Source organism: Allobosea sp. 05T438, assembly GCF_056396025.1.
In genome coordinates this window covers 13,618-39,615 of record NZ_JBFTKQ010000032.1, presented here as the reverse complement: position 1 = coordinate 39,615, position 25,998 = coordinate 13,618, and the positions used below count along the sequence as shown (strand labels likewise).

Genomic DNA, 25,998 nt, shown 5'->3' with positions numbered 1-25,998 from the left:
TCCGCGAGCCAGAGGCGGCCGCGCTTGGGTTGTCGGGCCGGAACCTTCAGCCCCTCACGTCGCCAGATGCGCTCAACCCGCTTGTCGTTGACGACCCAGCCTGCCGTCGAGCGCAGCAGCGCGGCGATCTTGCGATAGCCATAGCGGCCGTAACGGCGGGCCAGTTCGACGACGTCGGCGATGAGCTTTTCCTCGTCGTCTCGTCCATGCGGGATGCGGCGCTGTGTCGAGCGATGCTGCCCGAGCACGCGGCAGACCCGCCGCTCCGACACCTTCAGGACGACCCGGACATGCTCAATGCACGCACGGCGACGCGCGGGGCTCAGTAGTTTCCCGACGCGGCTTCCTTCAGGATCAGCTTGTCGAGCGTCAGGCCGCGACGGCGCGACGGAGCATCGAGCGGATCGCGTCGGCAACGGATTGCCCCTGCGAGACCAACACATCGACCTGGCGTAGCTTCCCGACGATCTCTTCGGGCTTGTGGCGTTTCTTCGGCATCTCGGTCCTCCTGTCTGCCAAAACACATACTTCAGGGTGGACCAACGCTGAGAGACCTAAGGTTACGGAATCTATCTAGGTAGGGCCTTAGGGCCGGTGTTGGATGGCCGCATTTCAGAGACTGGAAGGACATTACCGCTGCGTCGGCTGCTTGTGACGCGATCGTGGCATCGAACGATGGTGGCGGAGCCGGCGGCGGTTGCTATCGCGGCAGACTATCGGCGCATCGTGATCGAGCTTGAGCGAGACATCGGCGACGCCCTCGCGGGATAGCGGGAAAAAGGCGCCGAGCCACCCACGGCTTGGGGGAGACGCGGCAACTCAGCGCCACGCCGCATCGAAGGCGCTTTGAGACATTGATGGCGAACGATGAACGTTGTCCCAACGACCTTTGAGGTGCGCAGATCTTAAGGGGCGATGCTGTGAAACGGCAAACCCCGCCATGGGGTGGCGGGGTTCACGTGGGCCTCCAGCCCCATTGCTCGACCTGAGATCGAGCACTACTCTGAAATCCGGCTTGGAAACGCGAACTAGCGAGGTTAGTTCCAAAATGAAAGGCCTTGCCCCGCCGAAGCGGGATCGAGGCTGATTGGACAATACGCTGAGAGAGCCAAGTGATGTCCGAAAAGCCAACCATTGAGATCCCGGTCATTCAGCCGACAATGATCCAGGTGAGCAGCGACGCGCGCGGCGATGCCGCAGTGAAATTTGAGACGGCGGGCGACTCCGATCTGCTGCTCGTCCTTCCCATGACCGCGCTCGCCCAGCTCGAGGCGATGCTAGCCCGCGCCAGCCTAGAGCAGGCGAAACACCAGCCGAAGCAGTGAAAGGCAATTCCCTACAAAATTAACAGGCTAGCAAGCGCAGCAGCGGTAGCCCCCTCAAACGGCTTCGTGGCGGAATGGCTACGCGGGGGATCGCAAGTCCTCACATCCTCGGTTCGAACCCAACGCGAGGCCTCCAGATGAGCGCGATCATACTGCTTTGAATCGAAGAAAGCCCGGCCCGCCGAAGCTGGCCGGCCGCCAAACATCTCCGTAACCTCCTGAATACGTCGGCTCCCGACGCAACTCGGGCATCTCAACTTCCGCTAAGGGGCTTCTCAACGGGGCTGTAAGGCGTATGTAGGCGCGCCACGGTCAAATGCCTCTCATCAGGCCGGACGAAGAAACTACCGGCCCACATGAAGAGATCGACATGACCGACGCTCGCAACACCGGCTCCGAAGTCTCCGTCGCCATGACCGATGCCAAGCTGGACACCGTTAACGGCGCCGGCGTCGGCGAGAAGAACCTGGGCATCGCTCAGACCACGGGCGGCGTTCTGACCGCGGCGGCAGGCGCCGTGACCCGACGGTGGGGCCTCGCCTCGCGCGGCTGCAACATGTTCGTGGACGGCATCGGCCATACTGAAGCCTCGTAGGACGAGCGGGCAACTCGTTCCCCAGTCGTCAAAAATGCCCGGCAATCCAACTCGCTGGGCAATTTCATTGCGCTGAGGACAATATCCTGACGGGGGGTGGAGAGGATAGCTTGGCCTTGCAATCGAGTCGGGATGCTATGATTGAACTTAGATCAGGATTGCCCAGCCAGCCTGATCTGCTAAGCCCCCTTCATAACGATGGAGGCTTATGATGGCTGGCGACGACAAGGCTGTGCTTGAACTCTCTGCGATGGTTGTCGCGGCATATGTTCAGCACAACAGCGTGCCTCAAGCCGAGCTCGTCGGCCTCATCGAGCGCACGCATGGCGCTCTAGCCGGGTTGGGCAAAGAACCGCCCCCGGCACCCGTGGAAACGCTTGCCCCGGCGGTACCGATCAAGAAATCCATCACGCCGGACTGGATCATCTGCTTGGAGGACGGCAAGAAGTTCAAATCGCTCAAGCGTCACCTGAATTCGAAGTACGGTATGACGCCGGAACAGTACCGCGGAAAATGGGGCCTACCGGCCGACTACCCGATGGTCGCGCGGGCATATGCGGAAGCCCGCTCCAACCTCGCGAAGTCGATGGGGCTGGGCCGGAAGGCCGCTGCCGTGCCGGTAAAGCAGGCCGCGCGCGGCAGGCGGAAAACATCAGTGTCCTAGCCGCGGAAAGCTTGGCGTACTTCGCCTGAATGATGCGGGGCTCGTGCCTGAGACGGCAACGTGCGGGCGACGAAATGAGCGCTCAGGCACGCCTCCATCCCGACGATACAGCCCGGGAGGGTCTTGAAGGTCTCCTCCAGCGCCAAGCGCGGGATCTTGCGTCGGAAGGCGATCTTGGCGCAACGGCGCCTAGTCTCTTCCCAACAGCGCCTTCGGGGAAATATGCTTTCGGTCGGGGCTATTCATAGAGAATTTCAATGGCTGTGCGAGCCAATGCTCGCACCTCTTCGCCGAGGCAGGTTTCGTCGGACAGATAGTTCGAATTGTGGACGCGGTCCGCCCCGCTGTGCTGAGCCGATCCGGATATGCGAGGTACCGACGCACTCGCCGGGGGAATTTGATCAGATTGCGCGCCGGGTGCGCTCTGCCGGCCAATGACCCGCGCATGTGCAGCAAGGGTATTGGCGAGGCCTGCGGCCGCAGCCCAAGCAACTGCATTTGCAAGCCAAGACTCGCTAAACAGCCCGGCGCAAAGCGCCAGGCTGCTCCCAGATCCCACGTATTGGTCTCAGAACTTGTAGTTCACGCCGACTCGAACCAGCCCGGCACCGCCGCCGCCGCTGGTTGTCGCAGTATAGGTTCCAGCCGGAAGAGCGCCGCCTGCCGGGTTGAAAAAGGCCCGCGTCGTTCTGCCTTCGCCGGTATCGACGTAAAGACCTTCGACCCTGAAGATCCAGTTGTTGGTGAAGGCATATTCGACGCCACCACCGACGGTCCAGCCTGCGTTGCTCGTGGAGTTGCCGGTGAGCGGGTTGGTGTTGAGGCCACCATAGGCGAGGCCACCCGTGATGTAGATCAAGGTCCGGTCGAAAGCGTAGCCCAGGCGGGCGCGAACGGTGCCGAGATAGGCGCCATCGCCACCGCCTCGGCCTGCCCACCAGGTGTAGGGTCCCCAGGCCACATTGCCGCCGCCCGTGTCGACATACTGGATGTCGGTCTCAAGGCCGTAAACCACGGCGCCGGATTGCCAGTTATAGCCGATCTGGGCGCCGCCGACGAACCGGCCGTCGCTGCTGCCGCCGCCCAGAGATGCGGACGAGGCACCCGTCGGCCCTGTGACGATGACGCCGCCCGAGTCGCCCCACCCCACGCCGGCGTTGAGGCCCACATAAAGTCCGGCCCATGTGAACACCGGTGCGTAGACGATGGGAGCGACCGGTGGCGCGCGACTCGGAAGGTCGGCGGCGAAGGTCGAGGTCGCAAGGCATGTTGCTAAAGCAGTGGATACAAGGCGTAGACGCATGTGATCCTCCTCCCATGCACAGTGGAGACCCTATTGGTTGCACACGAAAGCATTAGCGGGAAGTGAATGACGATCATTCGCAAACGACGCGCGCCGAAATCCGCCTTGAAGTGATATTTTCGTCACTTTGGAGAAATCCAAATCTGGGCACTCGATTGAGCTGACAATTCAGTAGGGTGGTCAGTTTTTTGGCTGGTATTTGCCCGCTTTTTGCCGGGCACAGCATGGACGGCCCGATGGCCGGATCTGCGGGCATCCGCAATGCGCCTATTGGCTCGTCGGTGATGGTTGTAACCCTAACCCAAAGCCGTCCGGTTTCCAGGGCTCAGGACCACCCGAGCGCTCTGCCGTCAACCAACTGATTGCAATGTCATTCTACCGCTTCAGATGGACACGACCGGCTCCGATCGCGCGCTCCTCTGCAAGTACACATAGCGATTGAATTGGAATGATTAATCGGCTGCGGAGGCATGTTCAGGCTTCGGCATCGAAACACCATATGACAATCGAGGAGGGCCTCTTGTGCCATGCCAAGGCGATGACCTGCCGCACGCCAGAAAAAATGCCGGACGAGCGCTCTGACGCGACAGCAAGTCATGAAGAGACTTGAGGATCGGCTGCAGGAGAGGGCATTTGATCAATCGGAACCGGATCATGCTTCAGACATTATCTTCGGCAATCGGCGCCGCAGAATTCGCATGAGATCACGAACTTGAATTCCGGAAGAACAAAAGAATATGATTTCGGTCGAATGCCTCTGGCTGGGGCACGTTACGTGACGCTGAGGATGACCGGAGCAGGGTCGGCAGCCTCAATTCGTGCGCCGAACCGACCGGACAGGAGAGTGGAATGCAGAATTGCCGGACGCTCTTGCCGACGATCTTGGCGGCACTCCTGTTGGTTTCCCCTGTCAGCGCCCGAGATTCCGTTTCCTACGGCGGCAAGGAAGAACCTGGCTCCATCGTCATCAAGACAAAAGACAGACAGTTATATTTAATTTTGGAGGACGGTACGGCTATCCGATATCGAGTGGCGGTCGGTAGATCAACGAAGCAGTGGGTAGGCTCCGTAAAAATCGAAGGAAAGTATATTGATCCAGCCTGGTCGCCGCCCGCTGAGATAAAGCGAGATAATCCAAGGCTTCCGGATGTAATTTCGGGAGGGTCGCCGCGAAATCCTATGGGTGCCCGCGCTCTGACGCTTTCTGGCGGAGGGCAATACGCGATCCACGGAACAAACAGGCCCGATTCTATCGGAACGTTTGCGTCCTATGGGTGCTTCCGCATGCTTAACGACGATATAATCGATCTGTTCGGCCGAGTTTCGATCGGGACACCGGTCATCGTACTTCGCTAGGTGGGCATGGTGAGCGTCATCGAAGCAAATATCAAGACGCTCGAGGCTCGCTGTTGACCACCTCCCGGATCATTCTCGGGACGATGCATTCAGATTGATGCCGCCGAAAGGAGGGCGGCCGCCCGCAGCGACGCAAACATTGCAGTACTTGAATTTCGCGCTGGCTTCGCCCTATCGCATTCGGAATGCTGCGACGTCCGACTGGATCTACCGACTCCGATGAGCCGAAAATTGCGGCTCTAGCATCTTACGATTATTGAGACTCCGAAGGCTGGATATGTAGTCCGCTGGGTACAATAACGTATTATCTGGAGCATCCATTCCCATGAATTGCGCTACCTCGCCAACCCAACGATTGCAATTATAGAGAACGGCATGCCACATCGTAGCAGTTCTTTGCTTACGTTTGATATAAGCTAAAACGCGGCGGTACTGAGCTTCGTCCAGCAGTACGCGGAAGCGATTGGAGATGTACTGATCTTCCAAATCGCCATCGCTCGGGCCCGTTTCTGCTGGAACAGGAACGACGTGGCCAACCGACCATAGCTGCGGTCCCTCGCCAGCGGGGTGAAGCCCCGCGACCTGATCCGCCGTTACCGGGCCTATTTCACCTCTCGCGTTAAGGCGCCCGTGAACCAAGAACGTGTGGCCATAGCTGAGGGCGTAACGGGAGCGGAACTCGACAAAATACTGCGCCTTCTCGCGTGACGGGTATGACAGCCGGGATGTGGAGACCACATTCGTCGAGGGAGATACGTGCCCCCCACCTTGGAAGCTGCTGCGATCGCGCGCGCCCGCTATATCGTATCCAGAGACCAGCAGCCCGCCCGCCAGGCCACAAGCCAAGATCCAAGAGCGAACTGAGGGGTTTGTCCCAAACCGCATCGCAGGCCTCCCGATCAAGCACGCGCACGGATGCAGGATTTCCGCACGCCGAATACTGTATTGCAATACTCAAGGAGAAAGCGGTCGATTACTCGACCGCTTTCTTGACTGACGACGCTAGCCCTTGGTTACGATGGGCGCAGCAGCCGGAGGCGGAGCTTTGCCCTTCCCCTTACCGATGGAAGCACACCCGCCAACGCTAATGAGTGCAACAGATACGGCCAACACTACGATCTTTTTCATCGGTTCGCCCTCAGTTAACAAGCCCATTCTCAGCTCAGCGCAATTTATATTCCAGTGTAATTGCGCAACATGGTGCCGAACAATTTCGTATTCAAATCGTCGTGTGGCACCCTCAAACAGTCTCAGATGCCATGATAAATTTCAACTGGCAAAATATCCCGGGGGGCGCCTACGACGAGTTATGGTTGCCAAACAACATGCGCGCGGCAAAACGGAACCAAGTTTACTCGCGTCCCTGTCCTTTCGTTAGCGGTGCGGGTGAACGCTGCCCACGCGTGGGACGATACGGCCGGTTCGATTGATGTAGTCCCGGTACTCGTTTCCGAAGGCCTCTCTCATGAGTTTTTCTTCCTCGCCGACCCGAAAAAAATAGAGCGTACCAAATCCCACCAAGCCAGCCGGGCCCGCAATCCAGTTGGGCAAAAGAAGCGCTTGCGCAATGGCCCATAGCCAGAAGGCTGAATACATCGGGTGACGCAAATACGTATAAATTCCATCTGTCACTAATTTGTGGCTCTCACGAAGGTCTAGAGAAACGGACCAATTCCGCCCCAGAGCGCGATGGGTAAGATAAAACAGCAGCAACGCTGCCATAGAAGTAACTGCTCCTGCCCAAGCAAGAGAGGGTTGGAATGTGTATTTTGCAAAACGTGGAAAGCCGAAGGCAATGTAGGAAAAAGGCAAGATACCTAAGCCAGTAAAAGAAATAGAAAGCAATATTCGTTCCTTGATCCCGCGCGCCGAACGGGAAATAGGAGTCCGACGAGAACGCCGCTCGTGGGGAATGCGGATTACGTACCAACCAACTGCGAGGATTAGGTATATCGCCTTCGCAACAGAAAGAGTCATGGCCGTGCCGTCCCAACGGTCTTGATATCGTCTGCGAAGTTGGCCGATTCGATCAATCTGCCGTCTACATCGAACAAATCTATCGCCCCTCGCTCCGATCGCGCGATCCGTTCCGCGGAAATTGGCCCGCAGGTCGCCATAAAGTAATCATAGGGCGCTCGTCGATCGTTACCTCTCACAAATTGACAGTGCATTTTGTACCAGTTCTTTCGGATTCGTGGATAACGCTCCGGAGCGATCATCCGTCGGATGCTCACATTCCGGACGACGGGGGAGTCGGTAGGGGGGAGATTCAAGTGTAGCAGCAACTCCGCCCCGAAAAAATTCATAACATCGGAACGAGCCCTGTAATCTGCCCAAAACACGTTGCAATTGGAGCTTACTCGTCCGATCGCGGCGCGAAATCCGGATGCAGCGCTATGGAGCCCAATCTTGAGAATGGAAGCTCCGACGGACAGAAAGGCTAGCTTCCGGCTGGCGCCAGGTCGATCGCATTCGATTTTCATCGCGCGATCGATGAGATCGACGGCAAGCACAGCGCCTAAACTGTGCCCGACAATGAGAATCTCGTCCACCGCCTCCATTCGGGTATTGTCTGCGATATCAGCCGCGATGCGCTGTAAGCGATCGCCTAAATTATTATCCCCCCTGCGGACGTAATGGCTAGAGAAAATCCAATCTTCAAGTAATAGACTGAGATATAGCCAGCGGTCAGCTGCGTACAACAGGAGATATGCGCTGATAAAAAAATTCAATATTGACGCATAATAATTGCCTAAAAGATTCTGAGTGAATATTGCAGCTCCAACGGAGAGTGCCGCGATCAACGTAAGAATCAGGAACGGATAGATGAAGAACATGGCATATCGCCAGCTCGACCGTAGGTAGGCTACTAAAGCCCCCGCAATCAGGAAATCGTAAAAAGCTACTATCGCAGGCACCAGGCGGCTCCAAGTTGGCCGCGCGCCTGCGCTGGTTATCACATCATCCCATCGGACGAGTCGCATCTCAATTTCGGTGCGCCAGTTGGAGCCCGACGCAGACACTTGCCAAGCGGCGAGATCCCCGCTGACCACAAGTTCAGAGATTGTCGTGTGTGCGCCCCAAGCACGCTCGAAACGCCGCAACTCCTTGGCGAATCGTTTGAATACCGCCGATGGCGGCGCCGGGTCGTAGCCGCCGATATGATACACTCGACGCCTAAGAACCCGAGTTTCGTTCATTGCCGTCGTACCGCTCAGCCCCATAGTCTTGTCGCTCTGTCCGATCAGAAAGGGAGCCAATCCGTTGAGCCTGGGTCATCGCACCGCAGCGCCGAGATCGCGGGATGTGCCGCGACAGCGAGCATTCCTTGCCATCGTTCGGGTGCGCGAGATGGTCGATTCGTGGTTCAAGTCGCTCTCCGAAAAGCCGCGGCACTTCAAGATTTGAACGCTGCGCCGCCGCTCAAACAATTCAACTCACGCGAAATTTCTTCGGCCGCCTCCAAGATATTCTCTGCAATCACCGGAATCACTTCTGAGGTTAACCGGTTTGACGGTCCTGATATACCGACGGCTGCCTCGATCACTCCATCGGCACATCTAATGGGCGCCGCGACCTCGCACCTCATTCCCCCTGTTTCGCCGAATTCAATAGCATATCCGCGGGCTCGGATCAGCTCGAGTTCGTGTCGAAATGCCTCGACGTCAGATTTTTCCCTCGTGACTTCAAAGACACTTGTCTCAAATTCACGTATTATCTGCAGCGATTGAAATGCGAGGATCGATTTTCCTGCTGCACAATGCCGGGCTGGCACTTTAGTTCCGACATCGAACTCAGTCACAGTCGGTTCAGGAGCATTGATACCGGCGGCAATTACAATTTCTTTATCTGCAATCACAGCCAAGCATGCTGACTCACGGGTTTCCATCGCGAGCTTTGAAAGGTGCCGTTCTGCCACACGCTTGAGGTCTGTCGGATCTTTCAAGCAAAAACCTAAGCTCCAGAGTTTTGGTGAAAGAGCAACCCGCGAAGAATGGCGTGATACGGAGACGTATCGCGTCATCTCAAGGATTCTCAATGTATCCTGAATCGTGTCTTCGTCGAAATGCGTCTGGAGACTTATCTGGCTAATCGTACTGGGACAATTACTTCTGGCGAGGGCCTCAAGAACCGCCAGTCCTTCTTCGAAAGATATGTTCATGATCGAGCTCACGATCTTGCGATGGTTGAGAATTCATATCCGTTCCGTGGGAAAGGCCAGGCACACTGGATGCGTCCTCCAACGCAGTCGCTCGCATCACTTGCCAGCGCGTCATTGCGGTTTCACGTACTCATGAGGATTGTGATCCGATCACCAATCCGGAGCCAGCGCAATTTGAACCGCTCCCCAGCTTTGTGAAGGCCGCAACCTCTGTGTTCCGGCACCGAGGCCTGGCTATACAACAGCAGCATATAGATCATTCAAATCGGTGCCGATCGCGCCCCTCTGCGAACGGGAAAATCGTCTTTAAGTCAGTTGGTTGACGACAGAACGCAGGGGGCAATCTCCGGCGCTTGCTCGCATTCAGGATTCAGAGTTGTTGCGATTCGCGATGCATGGACTTCCTGATCCCAACGTCGAGGGGCGAGCTCCGGAATACTGACCCTAAGGCCAATAGACGCTTTGGGTCGGGGCAGCTGTAATTGCGTTTGGACGCGCGGCCGGACGACGAACATCATGGCGTCGCTGATCGCTGAGGTGCTGCAGCCCGGAACGCTTGGTTGGCGTGCCGCTACAAAGCGCCAATTGCCCAATGTCGATGGCATAGCCAGCCTATCCTATACCCAGCTTTCATAGCCGGCCCAACGCAACGATAGATGCGCCGAGACACTTTGCGCCGGCTTCAACGAATGGTTTGAAAAATGCCAGACGGCCGCTGGTTGCGGATTCAGTGGAAGCGAGCCGCTGCCCAATCAATGACAGCGGCGAGATAGGGAGGGTGGAATGAACAAATCCCTAAGCAGAGTCGATCTTCGCATTTTTGGCCTGGTAAGCAGCGTCGCCCTGCTGACGCTTACCAGCATGCCCTCTCGGGCGCAGACAGCGGAGGATATGGAGGCCCGCTACCGTCGCGAGAGCATGGAGCAGGCCCTGCAGACGAAGCAACAGTTCGATCTTTATGGTCTTCGGTTCGATTCCGACAAGGCGACGATCCAGGCAAGTTCGAAAGGCCTCCTGGATGACATCGCGACGACGCTGAAGAACTTCCCCGACTGGCGGTTGCGAATCGTCGGTCATACGGATGCGACAGGTAATCCCGCACCCAATGCGAGCCTGTCCCAGGAGCGCGCGGACGCGGTCAAGGCGGCGCTTGTCGAACGAGGCGTTGACGCCCAAAGGCTGTTGGCGGCGGGTCTCGGAGAGAGCCGTCCCATTGCAAGCAACGAAACTCCCTCCGGCCGCGCGTTGAACCGCCGCGTGGAATTAAGCAGATTCACAGACTCTGCCGAAGCACGGAAAATGCTCAAGGCAATGTCCGACTTCCTCGTCGCGCAAAAAACGCTCTCCTTCGGCTTTGACACCATGTTCGAAGTCGTGACGACAACCGACCAGAAAATCGGCCTCGCGAGCTCCGGAGCCGTGACCCTCAGCCGCCCTGATAAGGTGCGCGCCACGCGAGCGGGTGGCTTTAGCGACGTCGAGATACTCTATGACGGGAAGACGCTGACGCTACTGGGCAAGAATTTAAATGTATACACTCAAATCACTGCTCCGGGCACCGTCGACCAGATCATTGACGAACTCAAGGACAAGTACAACAGGCCTCTGCCCGCATCCGATCTTCTGTTAGGCACTATTTACGACGAATTGATCCAGGGGGTCTACGACGCCAAGGATCTTGGCAGCGGCGTGATCAATGGCGTCGAGTGTGATTCACTGGCCTTCCGCAAGGATGACGTGGACTGGCAGGTCTGGGTCGCGCAGGGCGCGCGCCCCTATCCGTGCCAGTTCTTGGTTACGTCCAAACTGATCAGTCAGGGGCCGCAATACAGCATTCAGTTCCGCGACTGGAAATTCGGCGGCGAGGTTGCGGCGGACGACTTTGCATTCAAGAACGTCTCGAACGCCCAGTCGGTCGATCTGAAAGAGATCCAGGACAAGATGGCGGATATGCCGTCCCATTTCGTGAGGGGAGGTCAAAAATGACAATCTCGAAGCGTGTATGGCTCTCTTTCGCTGCGTTGATCCTCGGAGCGATGGTGGCTGAGCTCGGCGAGCGGTCCTCGGTTCCTGGAGTGAGCGGCTACGCGTCGAGCGTAGCGGCCCGAGTTGGACGTCCGATGACGCCCGTAAGCGTCGCGGGCGCAGCGCGCAGAACCACGCGCCGTTGCGCCACAGGTGTGTACAGTTGCTGAGCCTGGTCTGAACGCTGCTGTCATTTGAGACAGCAGCGCGAACGTTGCACGGTCAGCCGTCATCTCCTGGCCTGCCGCCTGTCCATCGAACCGGCGGCAGGCCAACGCTAAGGTTGCCCCCGTGAACGCCCTCCGGCCCGGACGGGGCTCCCGCTGAGGCGGACAGATTGAAGGGAGACAATTGACGGGCGCCCTAGGCTTGAAAAGGGTGGAAGCTCTGGCCCGACGCCGCACCCATCCTTGACCGCGAATACAATCACTAGACAGTTCAGGCTTGTGTGTCTCGCTCATGGAGACCCTCCGGTTCACCGAGACGCGGCAGTCTTTCTCAACCGATCTGTTTGCCTCATTTTACGGGGTCTGACCTGATGGAACCCAAAGAGAAAAGGCGCGCCTTTTTCTTCGCCTTCGCGCAACAATTCCGTGTGATCGGGCCAATTCTATCCGGAGTAGTGGCTGTCATGGCGGCGGTTGGCTTGGTGATCGGACGCATCGAGGATTGGAGCATTGGTGAAGCTCTCTATTTCACGTTCGTCACCGGGCTTACTATCGGTTACGGAGATTTTGTGCCCAAACATTTCAGCTCGCGCGTGCTCGCCATGTGCATTGGATTCGCCGGCATCGTCCTGACCGGACTTGTTGCAGCAGTCAGCGTCGAGGCACTCCGCGCGACGGAGATCGATTCTATCGACAAGAAATAGCGTTTACCCCGCCCCCCTATACCTGCGCCCGGAATGCTGCTGAGCCGCGAAATCCGAGGTGGTCCTGGTGGGATCAAATCATCCCTCGCCACGTTTGACGTCGCGCTCCATCGGCAATCAGGGAATTTGGGCCCGACCGAGTCATCGGTCCTGCCGCCCCGTTTAGAGCGCTTCCAACTTGGCTTCTACCTAGCCACTTTGGAGTTGACCCGCTTCCGTGGACTGTTCACGGCTATGGGGGGCAGGTCAGTTCATGGCGCAGCCTTTCGTATTCGATGGGCGAGAGGTAGCCCAGCGCCGAGTGGCGGCGTGACGGGCTGTAGAAGCCTTCGATGAGGCTGAAGACCGCCATCCGGGCCTCACTGTGAGAGCGGAAGCGGTTCCGGTCGAGCAGCTCGCATTCCAGCGTCGCGAAGAAGCTCTCGCACATGGCGTTGTCGTAGGCATCGCCGACCGAGCCGGTCGAGGGCCGGACGTGGGCGTCCTTGCAGCGGTTGCCGAACGCCAGCGAGGTATATTGGGCGGATTCAACCGGTCGTCGCAACACCAAGAGATTGGAGGTTGTGACGATGGCTGGTTGACGAGCATCGGATCGATGCACACGGCGGAAGTTGCGTTCGCCAGGAAGGCCACCTGCCTGGCAGCGTGAGCATTATCGTCGCTTTTGGCAGGCTATCGCGCGCGGACGTACGAGCGAGCAGGCGTCGAGGATGACGGCAACGTAGACGAAGCCCACTGTGATCGCGACGTAGGTAATGTCGGCGACCCAGAGCTGGTTCGGCCCATCCGGCACAATATCCTTCGCCAGGTTCGGGAAGATCGGCAGTTCGTGATCGCCATCGGTGGTGACGACATAGCGCCGGCGCCGACGCGGCTGAAGACCATGCTCGCGCATCAGGCGTCGGATCTTCTTATGATTGACGACAAAGCCACGGTGGCGCAGCGCCGCCTGCATCCGGCGGTAGCCATAGGCCTCGAAGCTCTCGGAGATCGCCGCCAGCGTCTCAACGAGCGCCGTGTCGTCGACGCTGACAGCCGGCTTGTCGTAATAAGTCGAGCGCGCGATCCCCATCAGCCTGCATCCTTCTGCGACGGAGAGGCTGCGGGGCCGGTGACGACGGACGTAGTCGCGCTTCTGGGCCGTGGTCCGTGCTTCAGAGCCCCCTTTAGGAACTCGATCTCAAGGGCCTGCCGGCCGACCAGCCGCTCCAGCGCGGCGATGCGCGCCTCGTAGGCCTCGATCGTATCGGCGGCGGCCGCCTCGTCATCGAAGGCGCCGGCCTCGAACTTCTGGATCCAGATGCGGATCAGGTTGCGCGACAGATCATGTCGTCGGGCGAGGCTGTGAAGCGTCTCACCCGCCAGGTAGTCCTGCGCCACCTGGCGCTCGAACTCGATGCTGTGGGAACGATGTCGAACCATGGGCTTTCATCCTTCGAAAGCGCTGATCGTCACCATGCCCGCCTCAAGGGGCGCACTCCAGATCGGCGTCCAATGTTGGGTCTGACTCCGTTTCGCTGCAGGTCGGGGCTGTTCTGACGCTGGTTTCCAGAAGGAATCAGCATGAAGAAGCAGCGATTTCGGCCAGCCAGCTTGGTTCCCTCAGGATTGATGGTCGACGGGATCGGGATCGAAGGCGATCGTGTTGTTATCCGAGCTCGGGCGGCCGCCAGCGCCTATCCATGCCCTGATTGCGGGCGATCTCGCAACGGATCCCAAGCCGGTATTGGCGACGAGCAAAGGACCTGCCACTCATCCTGCCATGCTTGACGAGTTCTCCGACAAGTTCAACGGCGCGGCCAGCCGGACTTTCGTCGTCGAGGAGCTTCATGGCAAAATCCGGTGGCGAACGGCGGAGATAAGAACGATGCCCGACGACAGGACCGAGATTGCGGCAGAGGCCGCTGCGAAGGCGTTTCACGAGACATGCCGAGAGAAGCGGCAGTACACTTGGGAGCAGTCCAGCTAAGAATGGCGACGCGATCTCCGAAACTTCGTCCGGCCGATTGTCGAGGCCGCCCTCACCGCTTCCGATGCCTATGTCGCTGCGGCGGTTCCGAAGCAGAAGAACTGATCATGCGGGCCGGTCGCACAGGCCCGCCGATACGTTTCTCGCCGCAGCCTCTTCAAAGTCCCGCAGGCGTTGACCGTCGCCTTACGAAATCTCGTTCTTGATGCCTTTGATCAGGCCGACGTAGGCTCCGATTGCGGAACCGATGACTTGGGCGGGGCCCCTCCCGCCGATTTCAGCGCCGTTTTTGAAATCGGTCTTCACGGACTCACCGATGCGCCCGAGAGTATCCATCAAACCGGCGCCGTTGACGGTCTCCAGCGTCTCGTCGTCGAGGGCGACATTCTTCTGTTCGGTGCTCATTAACCTGCTCCTGCTCATCGGGCCGGGCCCGTCGTTTCCGTTGAGCAAGGTGTAGATGGGCCGGCTTACAGAACGCTTACAGGCATACCGCGAGTTTTTCGGCATTCCCTCCCAGCGCCGGCAAACCTGACGCGAGAAAGCCCAGCCTGTGACGGCCGGGCTCCTGTTGCCGCAGTCGCCGAAAGCTTCGCCGTGTGTCTATGCGGCCTTCCGGTCATGTCGCCCTTCCCGAACTTCCTCGATGATCTTGGCCACGAAGGCCGGCAGATCATCCGGCTTACGCGAGGTGACGACGCCCTCGTCAGTCATGACCTCGGCGTCCTGCCAGCTGGCGCCGGCGTTGACGAGATCCTGCTTCAGCGTAGGCCAGGACGTGACCTTGCGACCCTTGGCGATCCCGGTGTCGATTAGGAGCCACGGACCGTGGCAAACGGCGGCGACGACTTTGCCCTGGTCGAAGAACGTCTTGATCAGCGATAGCGCCTTGTTGTTTCCGCGGAGCGTGTCGGGTTCATCTGACCGCCGGGGAGGACTATCGCATCGTAGGACGACGGATCGACCGCCTCGATCTGCTTGTCGACCTTGACCGCCCTGCCCGTGACTACCTAACCGCTACACCCTGATGACAAAGCCCGGCGGCTCCTGCCGCCGCGGCGATCTTCCAAGAGCTGGGATGACTACGCCGGCGGTTCTGCATGGGGATTGAATGACAAACGATCGAACAACGCGCCGTCCGACCAGTGCGCGTGACAAGGCAGAGGCACTGTTCAAGGCGCCGAAGCCAGCCGTTTCAGAGCCGGCTCCCCGGAGGGCGACTGTCCCGGGGGCCAAGGAGATGGTCACGCTGCGGATCGACAGCGAGGTGCTCGCCTATTTCCAGGACGGTGGCCCAGGCTGGCAGGACCGGATCAACGACGTGCTCCGCCAGGCCGTGCCGGTCCCTATCGACGAGGGCCTCAAGCCTGACGAGCTCAATTCGTCGAACGACGGTTGAACGGCTTCCACGCCAAGGGCCAAGCAAACCATGAGCGACTTGGTTGAAGGCACAAAGCTGCTTGGCGGCATCGCGGGGCTGGGTACTGCCGCGTTCACGATCTACGACCGATTGGTGAAAAGCCGGCCCATCGTGAGTTTGACGGCGGCGGCCGATCGATATGACGCCGTCGGCGATCTCTACCTTCGCATCGTGAAGGGCATCGAGCCCTGCATTCCCTCAAGCCGAAGCCGGAAAATCCCCTACGCTTACGACAAAGTGTCAAACGGCTCGCAAAGTTGCCCCCCGATCGGCGCCCTGGACGCCGATCCCCCGCCTCAAGGGGTCGAACTTGCACGCCGAAACACAGTTTTGGATCCGAAGGCTCTGAATTCGCTATTCCAATAAACAATAGCATTGGCCTCGAAACTAAATCCCCAGCGCGCCGTCCCCAACGAAATTTTGGTTTTTTGTCCTCGGCCAGCTAGCTTGGGCTCAACATCTGCTGGACTAAAAGGGCTCGCAACTGTTCCTCGGCTAGTTGCCAGCGCAGATCGCGGCCAAGCAGCTGCGAAGCTGCATCTGCTCTTCGAAGTCGCCTCCGAGAATCAGCTCGAGCGGTGGACGTCCGCCAAACGGATTTCCGAGATTGCGGCTCTGCAACCAGCTGAGCACCTCAATGTCCGGTCCGTAGAGAGTACGTAAGGAGGCATAGATGCTTAAGATCGCGGAGATATGCAGCAGAACGTCCATCTCAAGGATAAGGCCTTTGTGGTTACGGGCCGCCTCAACCCATTCGCTGTACACAGCGAGGGAGGGCGCACCGATCGCGCATGCTGCCTGCACCTCGGTCAGGTGCCAGAGCGCAGCGAGGTTCGCGAAAGTACGAAGTCCCGGGCCGCTCACTCTCGCCCGCTCGGCTGGGCTTTTTGACCTAGAAGCGCGATCATCAGTCATCATTTGCCGCTACATCGTCGCTACGGCGTGAAACTCGCACGTCGCTCTCATCCAGCTCGTGATCGAGCTCCGCCAGACTTCCTGGGCCTCGCCCCTTCAGGGAGAGCTCCTTCGTTTCAGGATTTCTGCGGCGGAATGAGCGCCGATCCGGCATTGCCTTCCCGACCGAGCGCGGGATCGTCCCGACGCCTTGCGACTTCAATGACGCATTGCGGATCAAAGCCGTGATTTTCCCGATCCCCGTGGAGGTTCGGATAGCCGGCCTGATTTGCGAAGATGCGTGTTCTGCCCAGGCGATAGTCATGCGAGCCGTGATCATGACCGTGGATCCAGAGCTCTGGTTGGAAATCCTCGATCAGGGCGCTGAGGTCCGACACGAACGCCGGCGAAAGCGCGCTTCCCTGGTGTCGCGGCTGAACAGATCGCGGGTGTGGAGCATGGTGTGTCACCACAACCGTTGGCCCGTTGTGGTGCCTAGCGAGCTCGCTGCGAATGAACGCCAGGTCGAGCCTGTGCTCCGCTGCAGCATGCCACGGCATGAACCGGCTGTAGTGGCCGCTTTCCTCGCGATACCGGATCAGGCGATGATCGTTTAGCTCTTGGCCTGCCACGACCATCGAGGGCTGGGGCGTTCCGAGCAGCCGGTAGTCCGTCCACAGCGTACATCCGACGAAGCGAACCTCCTCAACAAGAATCGCCTGCCGGTGCAACAGGTGGATACCGGTCTCTTCCGCCAGCCGACCGGCTTCAGCCAGGTTGGCTTTCATCTCGCTCTTGTAGAATTCATGGTTGCCGGCGACGTACACAATCGGTCGTCCCCGGAGCGGTCCGGTCTCGCGCTGGGTAGCCATCCACCTCAGTGCCCCGACAATCGGCTGCCCTATGTCGCCCGCGAACACCGCCACATCGAACTCCGGCATCGGCGCTGGAAATTCGAACGGCCCGAACTCGAGGTGAAGATCGGAAATTATAAGCAGACGCATCGGTGCAGCCGTCCAAGCAAGTCGCGGATCTGAGATGACAACTGCTCTTCGGCTACTCGGTCATGCGCCGTGTCGCCGCTGACAGCAGCTTCGAAGCTGGAAATGCCTATGGCGTGCATACCGATCGTCCTTGGCCCCAAAACATCGGCCTTGAGATCGTCGCCGACGAACAAGATCTGCTCGGCCGCAAGACCAAGCCTCTGACACACGAGCCGGAAGATCTCCGGCTGTGGCTTGATGAAACCAACTTCAAAGGACATGACCAGCGCATCAGGGATGCCCGGAAGACAGGCGAGCAACGGCCGCTCATAGGGGGCGGCGAGATTCGAACAAACGCCGATCTTCAGATCGAGGCTGCGTAGAAGAGCCCAGACCAGATCCATGCCTGGCCTCAACCGTATCGAGTTACATTCTGCCGCGAGGTCAGCTTCGAGTTCAACCAACCGCGCTTCGCCAACCGAGATCGCGATCTCACGTAGCGAAAGCGGCTTGATCAGAGGATCACTCGGCCCAGAGACTCCAGGCTGCTCCCCTTGCAGTGCCCGAAAGGGCCGGCGCTTGTCCGTGATCTCGACGAGAGTCCCGAATGCGTCGAAACAGACCGCGCGAATGATGCTCATCACGCTGCTCCAGCCACCGCCGGCACCGCCAGCCTGTTCTCGGTCAGAGTCACTATCTCGGTTCCGACACGACGGCACGGGCGAGCTTCGTGCATATCCGCCCCCTACATCCGGGAGAAAGCGGTCAAGCGAGAGCTATATATCCGCTGACGGCTTCGACTCGGGACCAGCTTTCCACTTGTCGAGCCGTTCGTGCATAGTCGCAAACCATCAGTAAGGTTCGCAACCTGCTCTCTCAGCGCAGCAATCTCCCAGGCCTGGATTTCTGATGGAGGGACTTCCTGTTCGAGAGCGTGTCGACGCCACTCGCTGCCCATCCATTGGAACAGGAACCCCGAGAGAGAGGGAGCGCAAAGAAAGACGGTTCGAGCGGCCGTCCTATTCGTACGTACATTTCCTCGGATGACCTCCGGTCTTTGGCCGTGGAGGTTACACCATCGCTGAAACGCTCGCTGCCACCGATCCCGGTCGGCGCGAGCGCCCTTCGCGCTTATCAGGAGTTCGAAACTCGATTTCGTTGGCTCCAGCCATTCGATGGCAACATCGAATGTCAGGCCCGCAAAATCCTTGAGCACGTATCGTTCGTTGTTCACTGCAAACCGCCGTCACAATCGCTCGTCGCAATTTGATTTAGACACTATAATGCCTAGCGACGAAATGCACAGTCCGCTTCGTTCAGGTCATGGACGTTCGGCGGATCGTGGCAAAAAACGTGCGGAGAATCCGCACGGCGGCAGAGCTTTCTCAGGAGGAAGTTGCAGTCCGTATGGGGGTTGAGCAGACCTACGTGAGTGGCCTGGAACGCGGCGTTCGAAATCCTACGATTACCACGTTAGATCGCGCGGCTAGAGCGCTTAATGTAAAAATTGCGGAGCTCCTGAGAGATTAACTACCCAGGGTGACTACCTCAAAACGCGGAAATGAGAACAGGCCGTTTTGTTCTACCGGGCGACTTTGCTCCGCGCCCAAAATTCAAGCCGCTTCTTAACTTCCCGTTCGAAGCCTCGTTCATTCGGCTCATAGAAGGTGGGCCGATCGACTCCCGCTAGTTCGTCCGGCAAGAACTCCTGGCCGGAGAACGCATCTGGAAAGTCGTGATCGTACTTATAACCTGCATGGTAACCTAGCTCTTTCATGAGCTTGGTTGGAGCATTGAGGATATGCTTGGGGGGTGGCAGGGAGCCTGTTTGCTGGGCCAACGCAAGTGCGGCATTGAACCCTGCATAAGCAGCGTTCGACTTCGGCGCCGTGGCCACGTAGGTGACGGCCTGCGCCATAAACAAGCGCCCCTCCGGCCAGCCAACTCTCTCAAAAGCGTCCCACGCCGCGATCACCTGGGGCATCGCCTGAGGATCAGCCATCCCAACATCTTCCGATGCTGCGCATGTCAGCCGCCGAAAGATAGTTCCCGGATCCTCACCCCCGACCATCATCCGCGCTGCCCAATAGAGAGCCGCTTGGACATCACTCCCTCTCAGGCTTTTGTGAAAGCAGCTGAGTAGGTTGTAGTGCTCCTCCTGGCCTTTGTCGTAGACAGGGGCTCGCTTCTGCACGGTCTCGGCCAGAGCCGGAACGTCGAGCACTGTTCCGCCCGGCAGGGAAAACAGCTCCTCGCAAAGGCCGAGAAGGTAGCGCCCGTCGCCATCCGCCATATTGAGAAGAGCGTCTCGAGCTGCCTCGTCCAGCGGCAACCTCTTGCCCATATGCGCTTCGGCGCGCTCGGCCAGCTTCGCCAAGTCCTCCGGGCTGAAACGCTTCAGTGTGTAGACCTTCGCCCTTGAGAGAAGCGCCGCAACCATGCTGAAGCTGGGATTCTCCGTGGTTGCGCCGATAAGCGTGATCGTGCCGTCTTCAACATGCGGAAGCAGGGCGTCCTGGGTGACCCGGTTGAAGCGGTGCAGTTCGTCGACGAATACCGCTGTCTGGCGACCGGCGCCGGCCCGTAATTGCTTGGCCGCATCGATCACCTTCCGCAGATCGGCAACGCCGGAAAGGACAGCCGACAGCTGGATGAAATCCAGCCCCACTTCCTTGGCGACAAGCCTCGCGATTGTCGTCTTGCCCGTCCCGGGCGGTCCCCACAGGATGAAGGAGGACAGCCTATTGGATGCGATCATCCTGCTGATCGGACCGTCCGGGCCAAGCAGGTGGTCTTGACCGATCACATCGGCCAGCCGCTGCGGACGTAGGACCTCTGCGAGAGGCCGCGGAGCTGCGTCCTCGAAAAGCGACCTGTTCATGGACAACCAACTATTCCGTTTCGAGGCATATACTCAAAGCCTGAGGTGGCGCTGTCGAGTACAGCCTTTCGGTATATAATCTGGCACAACCTACTGAGGCATAAGATAGAGTTGAATTTCGCTGGTAAGAGCGTCAGGCGGTGGATCTCGTCGACGAAAAGCAGCGTGCCTCGGCCACCGAGCCGGCGCCCGCGTGCAGCCTCGAACACCTTCTTCAGGTCCGCGACGCCCGAGAATATCGCGCTGATCTGCTCGAATCCGAGATCGACCAGACCCGCGAGCAGCCGTGCCACCGTGGTTTTGCCGGTGCCGGGCGGCCCCCAGAAAATCAGGCTGCCGATCGTGCCGGAAGCGACGAGCCGGGTGAGCGCGCCGTCCGGCCCGGTCAGATGCTCCTGCCCGGCGACCTCGCCGAGCGTCGTCGGCCGCAGGCGATCGGCGAGCGGGCGGGGGCCGGACTTGTCCAGCCCCGAGGCAGAGAAGAGGTCGCTCACCCCGGGAAGACCGAGGTGATCGTCTGGCCGTTGCGAGTGATCGTGACCTCCCAGGCCCGCTTGCGGTCCTTCAGGATCGTCTCGACCTCGCGCGAATTGGTCATGCGCTCGCCGTTGAGCGCCATGATGACGTCGCCCTTCTGGAAGCCGACATTGGCGGCGTTGCTGCCTTCCTCGATCTCGCTGACGACGACGCCGTCGTTCCCGGTATCGATCGACAGCTCCTCGGCCAGCGCCGGCGAGAGATTCGCCACCGTCAGCCCCGACAGCGGCGAACGGCTCGTCAGCTTCACGGCGTCGCGCGGACGGGTCTCTGGCGCCGCCACGAGCTTGACCGGGATTTCGACCTTCTTGCCGCCGCGCAGCACCATGAGGACCGTCGAGCCGCCGATCGGACGGGTGGCGAAGCGGTAGCCGAAGGCTTCAGGGTCATCGACCGCGAGTCCGTCGACCGTGAGAATCACGTCGGAGCGGCGCAGGCCCGCCTGATCGGCCGGTCCCTTCTCGACGATGCTGGCGACGACCGAGCCGGCCGGCCGGTCCAGTCCCAGCCCGTCGGCGACGTCGGCGGTCAGGCTCTGCAGGCGAGCGCCGAGCCAGGGGCGGCGCACCGTCTTGGCGCCGGCCTTGGCGCTGTCGACGACGAGGCGCACCATCGCCGCCGGAATTGCGAAGCCGATGCCGACGCTACCGCCGGAACGGGAATAGATCGCGGTATTGATGCCGACGACACGGCCCTTCATGTCGATCAGCGCGCCGCCGGAATTGCCGGGATTGATCGCCGCATCGGTCTGGATGAACGACTGGGCGTCGCCCACGCCGATCTGCGTGCGGGCGAGCGCCGAGACGATGCCCTGCGTCACCGTCTGGCCCACGCCGAAGGGATTGCCCATGGCGAGCACGATATCGCCGACCTGAAGCTCGTCGCTGTCGGCGAGCTCGATCGCAGTCAGGTTCTTGGTGTCGGCGACCTTCAGAACGGCGAGATCGGTGCGCGGATCGCGCAGCAGGATCGTCGCCTCGACCTCGCGCTTGTCGGCAAAGGCAACCTTCACTTCGCTCATGTTCTCGATGACGTGGTTGTTGGTCACCACGAGACCGTTGCCGGCGTCGACGACGACGCCCGAGCCGAGCGAGCGCTGCACCCGCTCCCGCGGCACGCCGAAACCGCCATCGCCGAAGAAGCGGCGGAAGAAGGGATCGTCCATGAGAGCGTTCTGCGGCCGCTTCTCGACGCGCGCACCGTAGACATTCACCACCGCGACGGCCGTCCGCTTCACCAGCGGCGCAAAGGAAAGCGAAATCTGCTCGCGGCTGTCAGGAACCTGCCGCGCCTGGCCGAGCGCGGGCCAGGGTGCGACGACCGCCCCGAGCGCACATGCGAACGCGGCGGCGGCCAGCCCTCTGCGATATCCTGCGAAGCGTTCGGTCATACTGTCCTCATCCTGAAACAAAAAGCCGCTTGCAAACGTTAGGACTGACGCGACGCACCGGGCGTCTGTCAGTATACCCACCCCGCGCACTGCGGTTCCTCACCGACATGTTGTGCAACTCTTCAGGCTTCGCAAGCGGCCAGGGATATATCTCATGGGCCTGATCCGGCTTGTCTACGCCAGCCACAGTCTGCTCGGCGACTCCAGCCAACGCGCGCAACTCGACAGAATTCTGGCAACTGCGCGTCGCTTCAACCTCCAGAACCGCGTAACCGGCTTCCTGCTCGCCACCCGCGGCTCCTTCGCGCAAGTCCTTGAGGGCACGGACGCCGATGTCCGGGAAACTTACGGCCGCATCATGGCGGATCCGCGCCATACCGACCTGCGGATCCTGCGCGAAGAGCCCGCGATGGAACGGCTCTTCGCCAACTGGGCCATGGGCGTGGCCGAGCATGACGAGACCACTCACTTCATCTTCGGCCTCTACGGCGTGACACCGGAAAGAGATCTCGCCGCCCAGCCGCTGGAAATCATCGTCGATCTCGCCGGCGAGCTCTCCCGGCGGCCGGCTTGAAAAGCGCGCTCATCTCGACAAGCCTTGGAGCCGAAACGAAAAAGGGCGGCCCGAGAGCCGCCCTTTTCCTAAATCGAACTGAACAGAGGCCGATCAGGCCGCCTCGTCTTCCGCCGTGAAGACCGGGCCGGAATCCTTGCCCTTGGCCTCGACGTCGCGGTCGACGAACTCGATGATCGCCATCGGAGCGTTGTCGCCGAAGCGGAAGCCCGCCTTCATGATGCGCAGGTAGCCGCCGTTGCGCTCCTTGTAGCGCGGGCCGAGAACCGCGAAGAGCTTGCCGACCAGCTCGACATCCTTGATCTGCGAGATCGCCTGGCGGCGGGCATGCAGGTCGCCGCGCTTGCCGAGCGTGATGAGCTTCTCGACGACCGGACGCAGGTCCTTGGCCTTCGGCAGCGTGGTGGTGATCTGCTCGTGCTTGATCAGGGCCTGAGCCATGTTGGCGAACATCGCCTGGCGATGCTCGGCCGAGCGGTTGAAACGACGACCGCGGAAACCGTGACGCATTGTTTGGCTCCTTCGTTGCTTACGGCCGCCGTGCCACGGAACGGCCGTTCCTTATGCTCCGGCTCGCATGAGCCGGGCCAAAAGGCGCAGGCAAGGCCTGCGCCGTCGTTTTTCAGTAGTGCTCTTCGAAGCGCTTGGCCAGCTCTTCGATGTTTTCCGGGGGCCAGCCCTGGACGTCCATGCCCAGGTGCAGGCCCATGGTCGCCAGCACTTCCTTGATCTCGTTCAGCGACTTGCGGCCGAAGTTCGGGGTGCGCAGCATCTCGCCCTCGGACTTCTGGATGAGGTCGCCGATATAGACGATGTTGTCGTTCTTGAGGCAGTTGGCCGAACGCACCGAGAGCTCGAGCTCGTCGACCTTCTTGAGCAGCGCCGGGTTGAAGGGCAGCTGCGGCGCAGTCGAGACGGCCTCTTCCTTGCGCGGCTCCTCGAAGGTGATGAAGACGGCAAGCTGGTCCTGCAGGATGCGGGCGGCGAGCGCCAGCGCATCCTCGGGCGTGACCGAACCGTTGGTCTCGATCGCCAGCGTCAGCGAATCCTTGTCGAGGTTCTGGCCCTCGCGGGTGTTCTCGACGCGGTAGGAGACCTTCTTGACCGGCGAGTAGAGGCTGTCGACCGGAATCAGGCCGATCGGCGCGTCCTCGGGACGGTTCTGCTCGGCCGGGACATAGCCCTTGCCGGTGTTGACCGTGAACTCCATGCGGATCTCGGCCCCGTCGTCCAGCGTGCAGAGCACGAGGTCGGGGTTGAGGATCGCGACGTCGCCGATGGTGTTGATGTCACCGGCAGTGACGGTACCCGGGCCGGACTTGCGCAGGGTCATGCGCTTGGGACCCTCGCCCTGCATCTTGACCGCGATGGCCTTGATGTTGAGGACGATGTCGGTCACGTCCTCGCGGACGCCCGGGATCGAGGAGAACTCGTGGAGAACGCCGTCGATCTGGACGGCGGTCACGGCCGCGCCCTGAAGCGACGACAGCAGCACGCGACGGAGCGCATTGCCGAGCGTCATGCCGAAGCCGCGCTCGAGCGGACGCGCGATCACGGTGGCCAGACGCTTCGGGTCGTCTCCGACCTTCACTTCGAGCTTGTTCGGCTTGGAAAGATCCTGCCAGTTCTTGCTGATCACGACCGCACTCCTGGTGCTGAATTCATCTGGCGGCCACCGCCGCCCCGGACAGGCGCCCGCCCCTGCGGGCGCCTCTTGCAATGGTCAGGCGTCAGACGCGACGGCGCTTGCGCGGACGGCAGCCATTGTGCGGGATCGGGGTCACGTCGCGAATCGAGGTCACGGTGAAGCCCGCGGCCTGGAGAGCGCGAAGAGCCGACTCGCGGCCCGAACCCGGACCCGTCACCTCGACCTCGAGGGTGCGCATGCCGTGCTCGGCAGCCTTGCGGGCGGCATCCTCGGCCGCAACCTGCGCGGCATACGGGGTCGACTTGCGCGAGCCCTTGAAACCCATCGTGCCGGCCGAGGACCACGAGATCGTGTTGCCCTGCGCGTCGGTGATGGTGATCATGGTGTTGTTGAACGAGGCGTTCACATGCGCGACGCCGGAGACGATGTTCTTACGTTCGCGACGACGGACGCGCTGGGCTTCCTTGGCCATATCTCTTCTTCCATCCTTCAGGCGCGCCCGTCATGCCAGGCGCTGGGGATGCCGGCGGCCCGTCAGCGGACCGGCCGGCGTATAGACAGCGGGCCGGATCACCGGCCCGCCGAAACTCACTTCTTCTTGCCGGCGATCGGCTTCGCCTTGCCCTTGCGGGTGCGGGCGTTGGTGTGCGTGCGCTGGCCGCGGACCGGCAGCGAGCGGCGATGGCGCAGGCCGCGGTAGCAGCCGAGGTCCATCAGGCGCTTGATGTTCATCGAGACTTCGCGGCGCAGATCGCCCTCGACGAGATAGTCGCGGTCGATCGTCTCGCGGATCTGGAGCACTTCGGCGTCGGTCAGCTGGTTGACGCGGCGCTCGGCGGCGATGCCGACCTTGGTGCAGATCTCCTGCGCCTTGGCGGCGCCGATGCCGTGGATGTACTGCAGGCCGATGACGACGCGCTTGCCGGTGGGAATGTTGACGCCCGCGATACGAGCCATGGTCTCATCTCCATGTCGGCCGAAGCATCCGTTGATGCATCGGCGGTGGGAAATATCCCGCGTCCGGTGGAGGCCGGCTCATGCAGGACGTTGAACCGCTCCACGCGATAATGCGACGTCGTCCCTTCTCGCAAAGGCAACGGCATCGCTCGCATGAAACCGGATGGCGGGTCGTTAACTGGTTGATCGTCCCGAGTCAACCCGCCGCAACCAAGAAGCATGCCAAGGCCAGCAAAGCCAAGGCCGGCCTGGATATTCGCCGTCATGCTCGGCTTGACCCGAGCATCTCGTGACGAAGGAGGTTCTCGAACCTCCTTCTGCAAGAGAGTCTTGGGTCCGAGCTGCGCTTCTCCCGAGAATAACGTCCCATTCTCGGGTCGGTCGAGAGCGCACGACCGTCCTTCCAGGCGCATTACAACTGTACGCCCAGAATGACGCGCCTGA

General features: G+C 60.3%; 29 protein-coding genes, 1 tRNA gene and 5 pseudogenes. 13 read left to right on the top strand and 22 right to left on the bottom strand.

Annotation, left to right across the window (positions count from 1 at the left end; translation table 11 throughout):
* A pseudogene (locus AC1DIN_RS28605) lies at nucleotides 1–498 on the bottom strand (IS3 family transposase); the annotation flags it as partial.
* A gap of 617 nt (nucleotides 499–1,115) precedes the next feature.
* Between AC1DIN_RS28605 and AC1DIN_RS28600 the strand changes: the two are divergent.
* From AC1DIN_RS28600 to AC1DIN_RS28585, 4 genes are all read left to right on the top strand, one after another.
* A complete protein-coding gene (locus AC1DIN_RS28600) occupies nucleotides 1,116–1,325 on the top strand; it encodes a hypothetical protein (protein WP_476812193.1) in 210 nt (69 codons plus the stop codon).
* 60 nt (nucleotides 1,326–1,385) lie between these two features.
* A tRNA-Cys gene (locus AC1DIN_RS28595) sits at nucleotides 1,386–1,461 on the top strand.
* Between the two features lie 234 nt (nucleotides 1,462–1,695).
* Complete coding sequence (locus AC1DIN_RS28590; protein WP_476812192.1) at nucleotides 1,696–1,920, top strand: hypothetical protein; 225 nt, start codon at nucleotides 1,696–1,698, stop codon at nucleotides 1,918–1,920.
* A 211-nt stretch (nucleotides 1,921–2,131) separates the two neighbouring features.
* Nucleotides 2,132–2,584: a Ros/MucR family transcriptional regulator gene (locus tag AC1DIN_RS28585; protein ID WP_476812191.1), complete on the top strand. Its 453-nt coding sequence runs from the start codon at nucleotides 2,132–2,134 to the stop codon at nucleotides 2,582–2,584.
* A gap of 10 nt (nucleotides 2,585–2,594) precedes the next feature.
* On the opposite strand, the pseudogene AC1DIN_RS28580 reads toward AC1DIN_RS28585, so the two are convergent.
* Nucleotides 2,595–2,748, bottom strand: a pseudogene (locus AC1DIN_RS28580) (IS110 family transposase); the annotation flags it as partial.
* Nucleotides 2,749–3,152: 404 nt separating this feature from the next.
* Nucleotides 3,153–3,887, bottom strand: coding sequence for an outer membrane protein (locus tag AC1DIN_RS28575; RefSeq protein ID WP_441473301.1), 735 nt, complete (start codon nucleotides 3,885–3,887; stop codon nucleotides 3,153–3,155).
* A gap of 849 nt (nucleotides 3,888–4,736) precedes the next feature.
* Here AC1DIN_RS28575 and AC1DIN_RS28570 point away from each other — a divergent pair.
* Entirely contained in the window at nucleotides 4,737–5,243 is a 507-nt protein-coding gene (locus tag AC1DIN_RS28570) for a L,D-transpeptidase (protein ID WP_441473302.1), read from the top strand.
* Nucleotides 5,244–6,245: 1,002 nt separating this feature from the next.
* Here AC1DIN_RS28570 and AC1DIN_RS28565 read toward each other — a convergent pair.
* The 4 genes from AC1DIN_RS28565 to AC1DIN_RS28550 form a co-directional block, all read right to left on the bottom strand.
* The gene (locus AC1DIN_RS28565) at nucleotides 6,246–6,371 is read right to left on the bottom strand and encodes an ABC transporter (protein ID WP_441473303.1); all 126 of its coding nucleotides are present in this window, start codon (nucleotides 6,369–6,371) and stop codon (nucleotides 6,246–6,248) included.
* A 246-nt stretch (nucleotides 6,372–6,617) separates the two neighbouring features.
* The gene (locus tag AC1DIN_RS28560; RefSeq protein WP_476766662.1) at nucleotides 6,618–7,220 is read right to left on the bottom strand and encodes a protein-S-isoprenylcysteine O-methyltransferase; all 603 of its coding nucleotides are present in this window, start codon (nucleotides 7,218–7,220) and stop codon (nucleotides 6,618–6,620) included.
* A complete protein-coding gene (locus AC1DIN_RS28555) occupies nucleotides 7,217–8,503 on the bottom strand; it encodes a hypothetical protein (protein WP_476812190.1) in 1,287 nt (428 codons plus the stop codon). Before AC1DIN_RS28555 ends, AC1DIN_RS28560 begins: the two co-directional genes overlap by 4 nt.
* Before the next feature lie 137 nt (nucleotides 8,504–8,640).
* Nucleotides 8,641–9,405 (bottom strand): IclR family transcriptional regulator, encoded by a 765-nt coding sequence (locus AC1DIN_RS28550; RefSeq protein WP_476812189.1) that lies wholly within the window; start codon nucleotides 9,403–9,405, stop codon nucleotides 8,641–8,643.
* 783 nt (nucleotides 9,406–10,188) lie between these two features.
* Here AC1DIN_RS28550 and AC1DIN_RS28545 point away from each other — a divergent pair.
* The 3 genes from AC1DIN_RS28545 to AC1DIN_RS28535 all read left to right on the top strand — a co-directional run bounded on the left by AC1DIN_RS28545 (nucleotide 10,189) and on the right by AC1DIN_RS28535 (nucleotide 12,301).
* Nucleotides 10,189–11,391 (top strand): DUF2092 domain-containing protein, encoded by a 1,203-nt coding sequence (locus AC1DIN_RS28545; RefSeq protein ID WP_476812188.1) that lies wholly within the window; start codon nucleotides 10,189–10,191, stop codon nucleotides 11,389–11,391.
* Entirely contained in the window at nucleotides 11,388–11,600 is a 213-nt protein-coding gene (locus AC1DIN_RS28540) for a hypothetical protein (RefSeq protein WP_476812187.1), read from the top strand. The genes AC1DIN_RS28545 and AC1DIN_RS28540 overlap by 4 nt, the downstream gene beginning before the upstream one ends.
* Nucleotides 11,601–11,968: 368 nt before the next feature.
* The gene (locus AC1DIN_RS28535; protein WP_476812186.1) at nucleotides 11,969–12,301 is read left to right on the top strand and encodes a potassium channel family protein; all 333 of its coding nucleotides are present in this window, start codon (nucleotides 11,969–11,971) and stop codon (nucleotides 12,299–12,301) included.
* Nucleotides 12,302–12,533: 232 nt separating this feature from the next.
* Here the strand turns inward: AC1DIN_RS28535 and AC1DIN_RS28530 are convergent.
* The 3 genes and pseudogenes from AC1DIN_RS28530 to AC1DIN_RS28520 all read right to left on the bottom strand — a co-directional run.
* Nucleotides 12,534–12,824: pseudogene (locus AC1DIN_RS28530) on the bottom strand (integrase core domain-containing protein); the annotation flags it as partial.
* Nucleotides 12,825–12,953: 129 nt separating this feature from the next.
* Nucleotides 12,954–13,373 (bottom strand): IS3 family transposase, encoded by a 420-nt coding sequence (locus AC1DIN_RS28525; RefSeq protein ID WP_476812185.1) that lies wholly within the window; start codon nucleotides 13,371–13,373, stop codon nucleotides 12,954–12,956.
* Entirely contained in the window at nucleotides 13,373–13,723 is a 351-nt protein-coding gene (locus tag AC1DIN_RS28520) for a transposase (protein ID WP_476812184.1), read from the bottom strand. Before AC1DIN_RS28520 ends, AC1DIN_RS28525 begins: the two co-directional genes overlap by 1 nt.
* A 220-nt stretch (nucleotides 13,724–13,943) precedes the next feature.
* Here AC1DIN_RS28520 and AC1DIN_RS28515 point away from each other — a divergent pair, with 220 nt between their 5' ends.
* Nucleotides 13,944–14,270: a hypothetical protein gene (locus tag AC1DIN_RS28515; protein ID WP_476812183.1), complete on the top strand. Its 327-nt coding sequence runs from the start codon at nucleotides 13,944–13,946 to the stop codon at nucleotides 14,268–14,270.
* Nucleotides 14,271–14,456: 186 nt separating this feature from the next.
* Here AC1DIN_RS28515 and AC1DIN_RS28510 read toward each other — a convergent pair whose 3' ends face one another.
* Complete coding sequence (locus AC1DIN_RS28510) at nucleotides 14,457–14,675, bottom strand: hypothetical protein (protein ID WP_476812182.1); 219 nt, start codon at nucleotides 14,673–14,675, stop codon at nucleotides 14,457–14,459.
* A gap of 198 nt (nucleotides 14,676–14,873) precedes the next feature.
* Nucleotides 14,874–15,271, bottom strand: a pseudogene (locus AC1DIN_RS28505) (DJ-1/PfpI/YhbO family deglycase/protease); the annotation flags it as partial.
* Nucleotides 15,272–15,381: 110 nt separating this feature from the next.
* On the opposite strand from AC1DIN_RS28505, the gene AC1DIN_RS28500 reads away from it, so the two are divergent.
* Entirely contained in the window at nucleotides 15,382–15,669 is a 288-nt protein-coding gene (locus tag AC1DIN_RS28500; RefSeq protein ID WP_476812181.1) for a BrnA antitoxin family protein, read from the top strand.
* A gap of 30 nt (nucleotides 15,670–15,699) precedes the next feature.
* The gene (locus AC1DIN_RS28495) at nucleotides 15,700–16,056 is read left to right on the top strand and encodes a hypothetical protein (RefSeq protein ID WP_476812180.1); all 357 of its coding nucleotides are present in this window, start codon (nucleotides 15,700–15,702) and stop codon (nucleotides 16,054–16,056) included.
* A gap of 129 nt (nucleotides 16,057–16,185) precedes the next feature.
* Here the strand turns inward: AC1DIN_RS28495 and AC1DIN_RS28490 are convergent, their stop codons facing one another.
* From AC1DIN_RS28490 to AC1DIN_RS28480, 3 genes are all read right to left on the bottom strand, one after another.
* Nucleotides 16,186–16,608 carry a hypothetical protein gene (locus AC1DIN_RS28490; protein ID WP_476812179.1) on the bottom strand — a complete coding sequence of 141 codons (423 nt, stop codon included), beginning with the start codon at nucleotides 16,606–16,608 and terminating at the stop codon, nucleotides 16,186–16,188.
* A gap of 113 nt (nucleotides 16,609–16,721) precedes the next feature.
* Nucleotides 16,722–17,588 (bottom strand): metallophosphoesterase, encoded by an 867-nt coding sequence (locus AC1DIN_RS28485; RefSeq protein ID WP_476812178.1) that lies wholly within the window; start codon nucleotides 17,586–17,588, stop codon nucleotides 16,722–16,724.
* Nucleotides 17,573–18,208: an HAD family hydrolase gene (locus AC1DIN_RS28480; protein ID WP_476812177.1), complete on the bottom strand. Its 636-nt coding sequence runs from the start codon at nucleotides 18,206–18,208 to the stop codon at nucleotides 17,573–17,575. The genes AC1DIN_RS28485 and AC1DIN_RS28480 overlap by 16 nt, the downstream gene beginning before the upstream one ends.
* A gap of 682 nt (nucleotides 18,209–18,890) precedes the next feature.
* Here AC1DIN_RS28480 and AC1DIN_RS28475 point away from each other — a divergent pair.
* A complete protein-coding gene (locus AC1DIN_RS28475) occupies nucleotides 18,891–19,097 on the top strand; it encodes a helix-turn-helix domain-containing protein (RefSeq protein ID WP_454033415.1) in 207 nt (68 codons plus the stop codon).
* Nucleotides 19,098–19,149: 52 nt separating this feature from the next.
* Here the strand turns inward: AC1DIN_RS28475 and AC1DIN_RS28470 are convergent, their stop codons facing one another.
* The 3 genes and pseudogenes from AC1DIN_RS28470 to AC1DIN_RS28460 all read right to left on the bottom strand — a co-directional run bounded on the left by AC1DIN_RS28470 (nucleotide 19,150) and on the right by AC1DIN_RS28460 (nucleotide 22,375).
* Complete coding sequence (locus tag AC1DIN_RS28470; protein WP_476812176.1) at nucleotides 19,150–20,448, bottom strand: replication-associated recombination protein A; 1,299 nt, start codon at nucleotides 20,446–20,448, stop codon at nucleotides 19,150–19,152.
* A gap of 137 nt (nucleotides 20,449–20,585) precedes the next feature.
* Nucleotides 20,586–20,942 (bottom strand): annotated as a pseudogene (locus tag AC1DIN_RS28465) (AAA family ATPase); the annotation flags it as partial.
* On the bottom strand, nucleotides 20,939–22,375 hold the full coding sequence (locus AC1DIN_RS28460; protein WP_476812175.1) for a DegQ family serine endoprotease: 1,437 nt from the start codon (nucleotides 22,373–22,375) through the stop codon (nucleotides 20,939–20,941). The pseudogene AC1DIN_RS28465 and the gene AC1DIN_RS28460, both read right to left, overlap by 4 nt.
* Before the next feature lie 154 nt (nucleotides 22,376–22,529).
* Here AC1DIN_RS28460 and AC1DIN_RS28455 point away from each other — a divergent pair, with 154 nt between their 5' ends.
* A complete protein-coding gene (locus AC1DIN_RS28455) occupies nucleotides 22,530–22,949 on the top strand; it encodes a BLUF domain-containing protein (RefSeq protein WP_476812174.1) in 420 nt (139 codons plus the stop codon).
* A 93-nt stretch (nucleotides 22,950–23,042) separates the two neighbouring features.
* Here AC1DIN_RS28455 and rplQ read toward each other — a convergent pair whose 3' ends face one another.
* The 4 genes from rplQ to rpsM all read right to left on the bottom strand — a co-directional run bounded on the left by rplQ (nucleotide 23,043) and on the right by rpsM (nucleotide 25,554).
* Nucleotides 23,043–23,459, bottom strand: coding sequence for a 50S ribosomal protein L17 (gene rplQ / locus AC1DIN_RS28450; protein WP_441512834.1), 417 nt, complete (start codon nucleotides 23,457–23,459; stop codon nucleotides 23,043–23,045).
* 112 nt (nucleotides 23,460–23,571) lie between these two features.
* Entirely contained in the window at nucleotides 23,572–24,588 is a 1,017-nt protein-coding gene (locus AC1DIN_RS28445; protein ID WP_441470730.1) for a DNA-directed RNA polymerase subunit alpha, read from the bottom strand.
* 91 nt (nucleotides 24,589–24,679) lie between these two features.
* Entirely contained in the window at nucleotides 24,680–25,069 is a 390-nt protein-coding gene (gene rpsK / locus AC1DIN_RS28440) for a 30S ribosomal protein S11 (RefSeq protein ID WP_043237079.1), read from the bottom strand.
* 116 nt (nucleotides 25,070–25,185) lie between these two features.
* Nucleotides 25,186–25,554, bottom strand: coding sequence for a 30S ribosomal protein S13 (rpsM, locus tag AC1DIN_RS28435; RefSeq protein WP_126110534.1), 369 nt, complete (start codon nucleotides 25,552–25,554; stop codon nucleotides 25,186–25,188).
* Nucleotides 25,555–25,998 lie beyond the last annotated feature (444 nt).

What these genes read in the sequence shown, in the direction of transcription:
- AC1DIN_RS28600 (WP_476812193.1), top strand. Translation starts at nt 1,116, where the DNA reads ATGTCCGAAAAGCCAACCATTGAGATCCCGGTCATTCAGCCGACAATG.
- AC1DIN_RS28590 (WP_476812192.1), top strand. Translation starts at nt 1,696, where the DNA reads ATGACCGACGCTCGCAACACCGGCTCCGAAGTCTCCGTCGCCATGACC.
- AC1DIN_RS28585 (WP_476812191.1), top strand. Translation starts at nt 2,132, where the DNA reads ATGGCTGGCGACGACAAGGCTGTGCTTGAACTCTCTGCGATGGTTGTC.
- AC1DIN_RS28575 (WP_441473301.1), bottom strand. Translation starts at nt 3,887, where the DNA reads ATGCGTCTACGCCTTGTATCCACTGCTTTAGCAACATGCCTTGCGACC.
- AC1DIN_RS28570 (WP_441473302.1), top strand. Translation starts at nt 4,737, where the DNA reads ATGCAGAATTGCCGGACGCTCTTGCCGACGATCTTGGCGGCACTCCTG.
- AC1DIN_RS28565 (WP_441473303.1), bottom strand. Translation starts at nt 6,371, where the DNA reads ATGAAAAAGATCGTAGTGTTGGCCGTATCTGTTGCACTCATTAGCGTT.
- AC1DIN_RS28560 (WP_476766662.1), bottom strand. Translation starts at nt 7,220, where the DNA reads ATGACTCTTTCTGTTGCGAAGGCGATATACCTAATCCTCGCAGTTGGT.
- AC1DIN_RS28550 (WP_476812189.1), bottom strand. Translation starts at nt 9,405, where the DNA reads ATGAACATATCTTTCGAAGAAGGACTGGCGGTTCTTGAGGCCCTCGCC.
- AC1DIN_RS28545 (WP_476812188.1), top strand. Translation starts at nt 10,189, where the DNA reads ATGAACAAATCCCTAAGCAGAGTCGATCTTCGCATTTTTGGCCTGGTA.
- AC1DIN_RS28540 (WP_476812187.1), top strand. Translation starts at nt 11,388, where the DNA reads ATGACAATCTCGAAGCGTGTATGGCTCTCTTTCGCTGCGTTGATCCTC.
- AC1DIN_RS28535 (WP_476812186.1), top strand. Translation starts at nt 11,969, where the DNA reads ATGGAACCCAAAGAGAAAAGGCGCGCCTTTTTCTTCGCCTTCGCGCAA.
- AC1DIN_RS28525 (WP_476812185.1), bottom strand. Translation starts at nt 13,373, where the DNA reads ATGGGGATCGCGCGCTCGACTTATTACGACAAGCCGGCTGTCAGCGTC.
- AC1DIN_RS28520 (WP_476812184.1), bottom strand. Translation starts at nt 13,723, where the DNA reads ATGGTTCGACATCGTTCCCACAGCATCGAGTTCGAGCGCCAGGTGGCG.
- AC1DIN_RS28510 (WP_476812182.1), bottom strand. Translation starts at nt 14,675, where the DNA reads ATGAGCACCGAACAGAAGAATGTCGCCCTCGACGACGAGACGCTGGAG.
- AC1DIN_RS28500 (WP_476812181.1), top strand. Translation starts at nt 15,382, where the DNA reads ATGACAAACGATCGAACAACGCGCCGTCCGACCAGTGCGCGTGACAAG.
- AC1DIN_RS28495 (WP_476812180.1), top strand. Translation starts at nt 15,700, where the DNA reads ATGAGCGACTTGGTTGAAGGCACAAAGCTGCTTGGCGGCATCGCGGGG.
- AC1DIN_RS28490 (WP_476812179.1), bottom strand. Translation starts at nt 16,608, where the DNA reads ATGATGACTGATGATCGCGCTTCTAGGTCAAAAAGCCCAGCCGAGCGG.
- AC1DIN_RS28485 (WP_476812178.1), bottom strand. Translation starts at nt 17,588, where the DNA reads ATGCGTCTGCTTATAATTTCCGATCTTCACCTCGAGTTCGGGCCGTTC.
- AC1DIN_RS28480 (WP_476812177.1), bottom strand. Translation starts at nt 18,208, where the DNA reads ATGAGCATCATTCGCGCGGTCTGTTTCGACGCATTCGGGACTCTCGTC.
- AC1DIN_RS28475 (WP_454033415.1), top strand. Translation starts at nt 18,891, where the DNA reads ATGGACGTTCGGCGGATCGTGGCAAAAAACGTGCGGAGAATCCGCACG.
- AC1DIN_RS28470 (WP_476812176.1), bottom strand. Translation starts at nt 20,448, where the DNA reads ATGAACAGGTCGCTTTTCGAGGACGCAGCTCCGCGGCCTCTCGCAGAG.
- AC1DIN_RS28460 (WP_476812175.1), bottom strand. Translation starts at nt 22,375, where the DNA reads ATGACCGAACGCTTCGCAGGATATCGCAGAGGGCTGGCCGCCGCCGCG.
- AC1DIN_RS28455 (WP_476812174.1), top strand. Translation starts at nt 22,530, where the DNA reads ATGGGCCTGATCCGGCTTGTCTACGCCAGCCACAGTCTGCTCGGCGAC.
- rplQ (WP_441512834.1), bottom strand. Translation starts at nt 23,459, where the DNA reads ATGCGTCACGGTTTCCGCGGTCGTCGTTTCAACCGCTCGGCCGAGCAT.
- rpsK (WP_043237079.1), bottom strand. Translation starts at nt 25,069, where the DNA reads ATGGCCAAGGAAGCCCAGCGCGTCCGTCGTCGCGAACGTAAGAACATC.
- rpsM (WP_126110534.1), bottom strand. Translation starts at nt 25,554, where the DNA reads ATGGCTCGTATCGCGGGCGTCAACATTCCCACCGGCAAGCGCGTCGTC.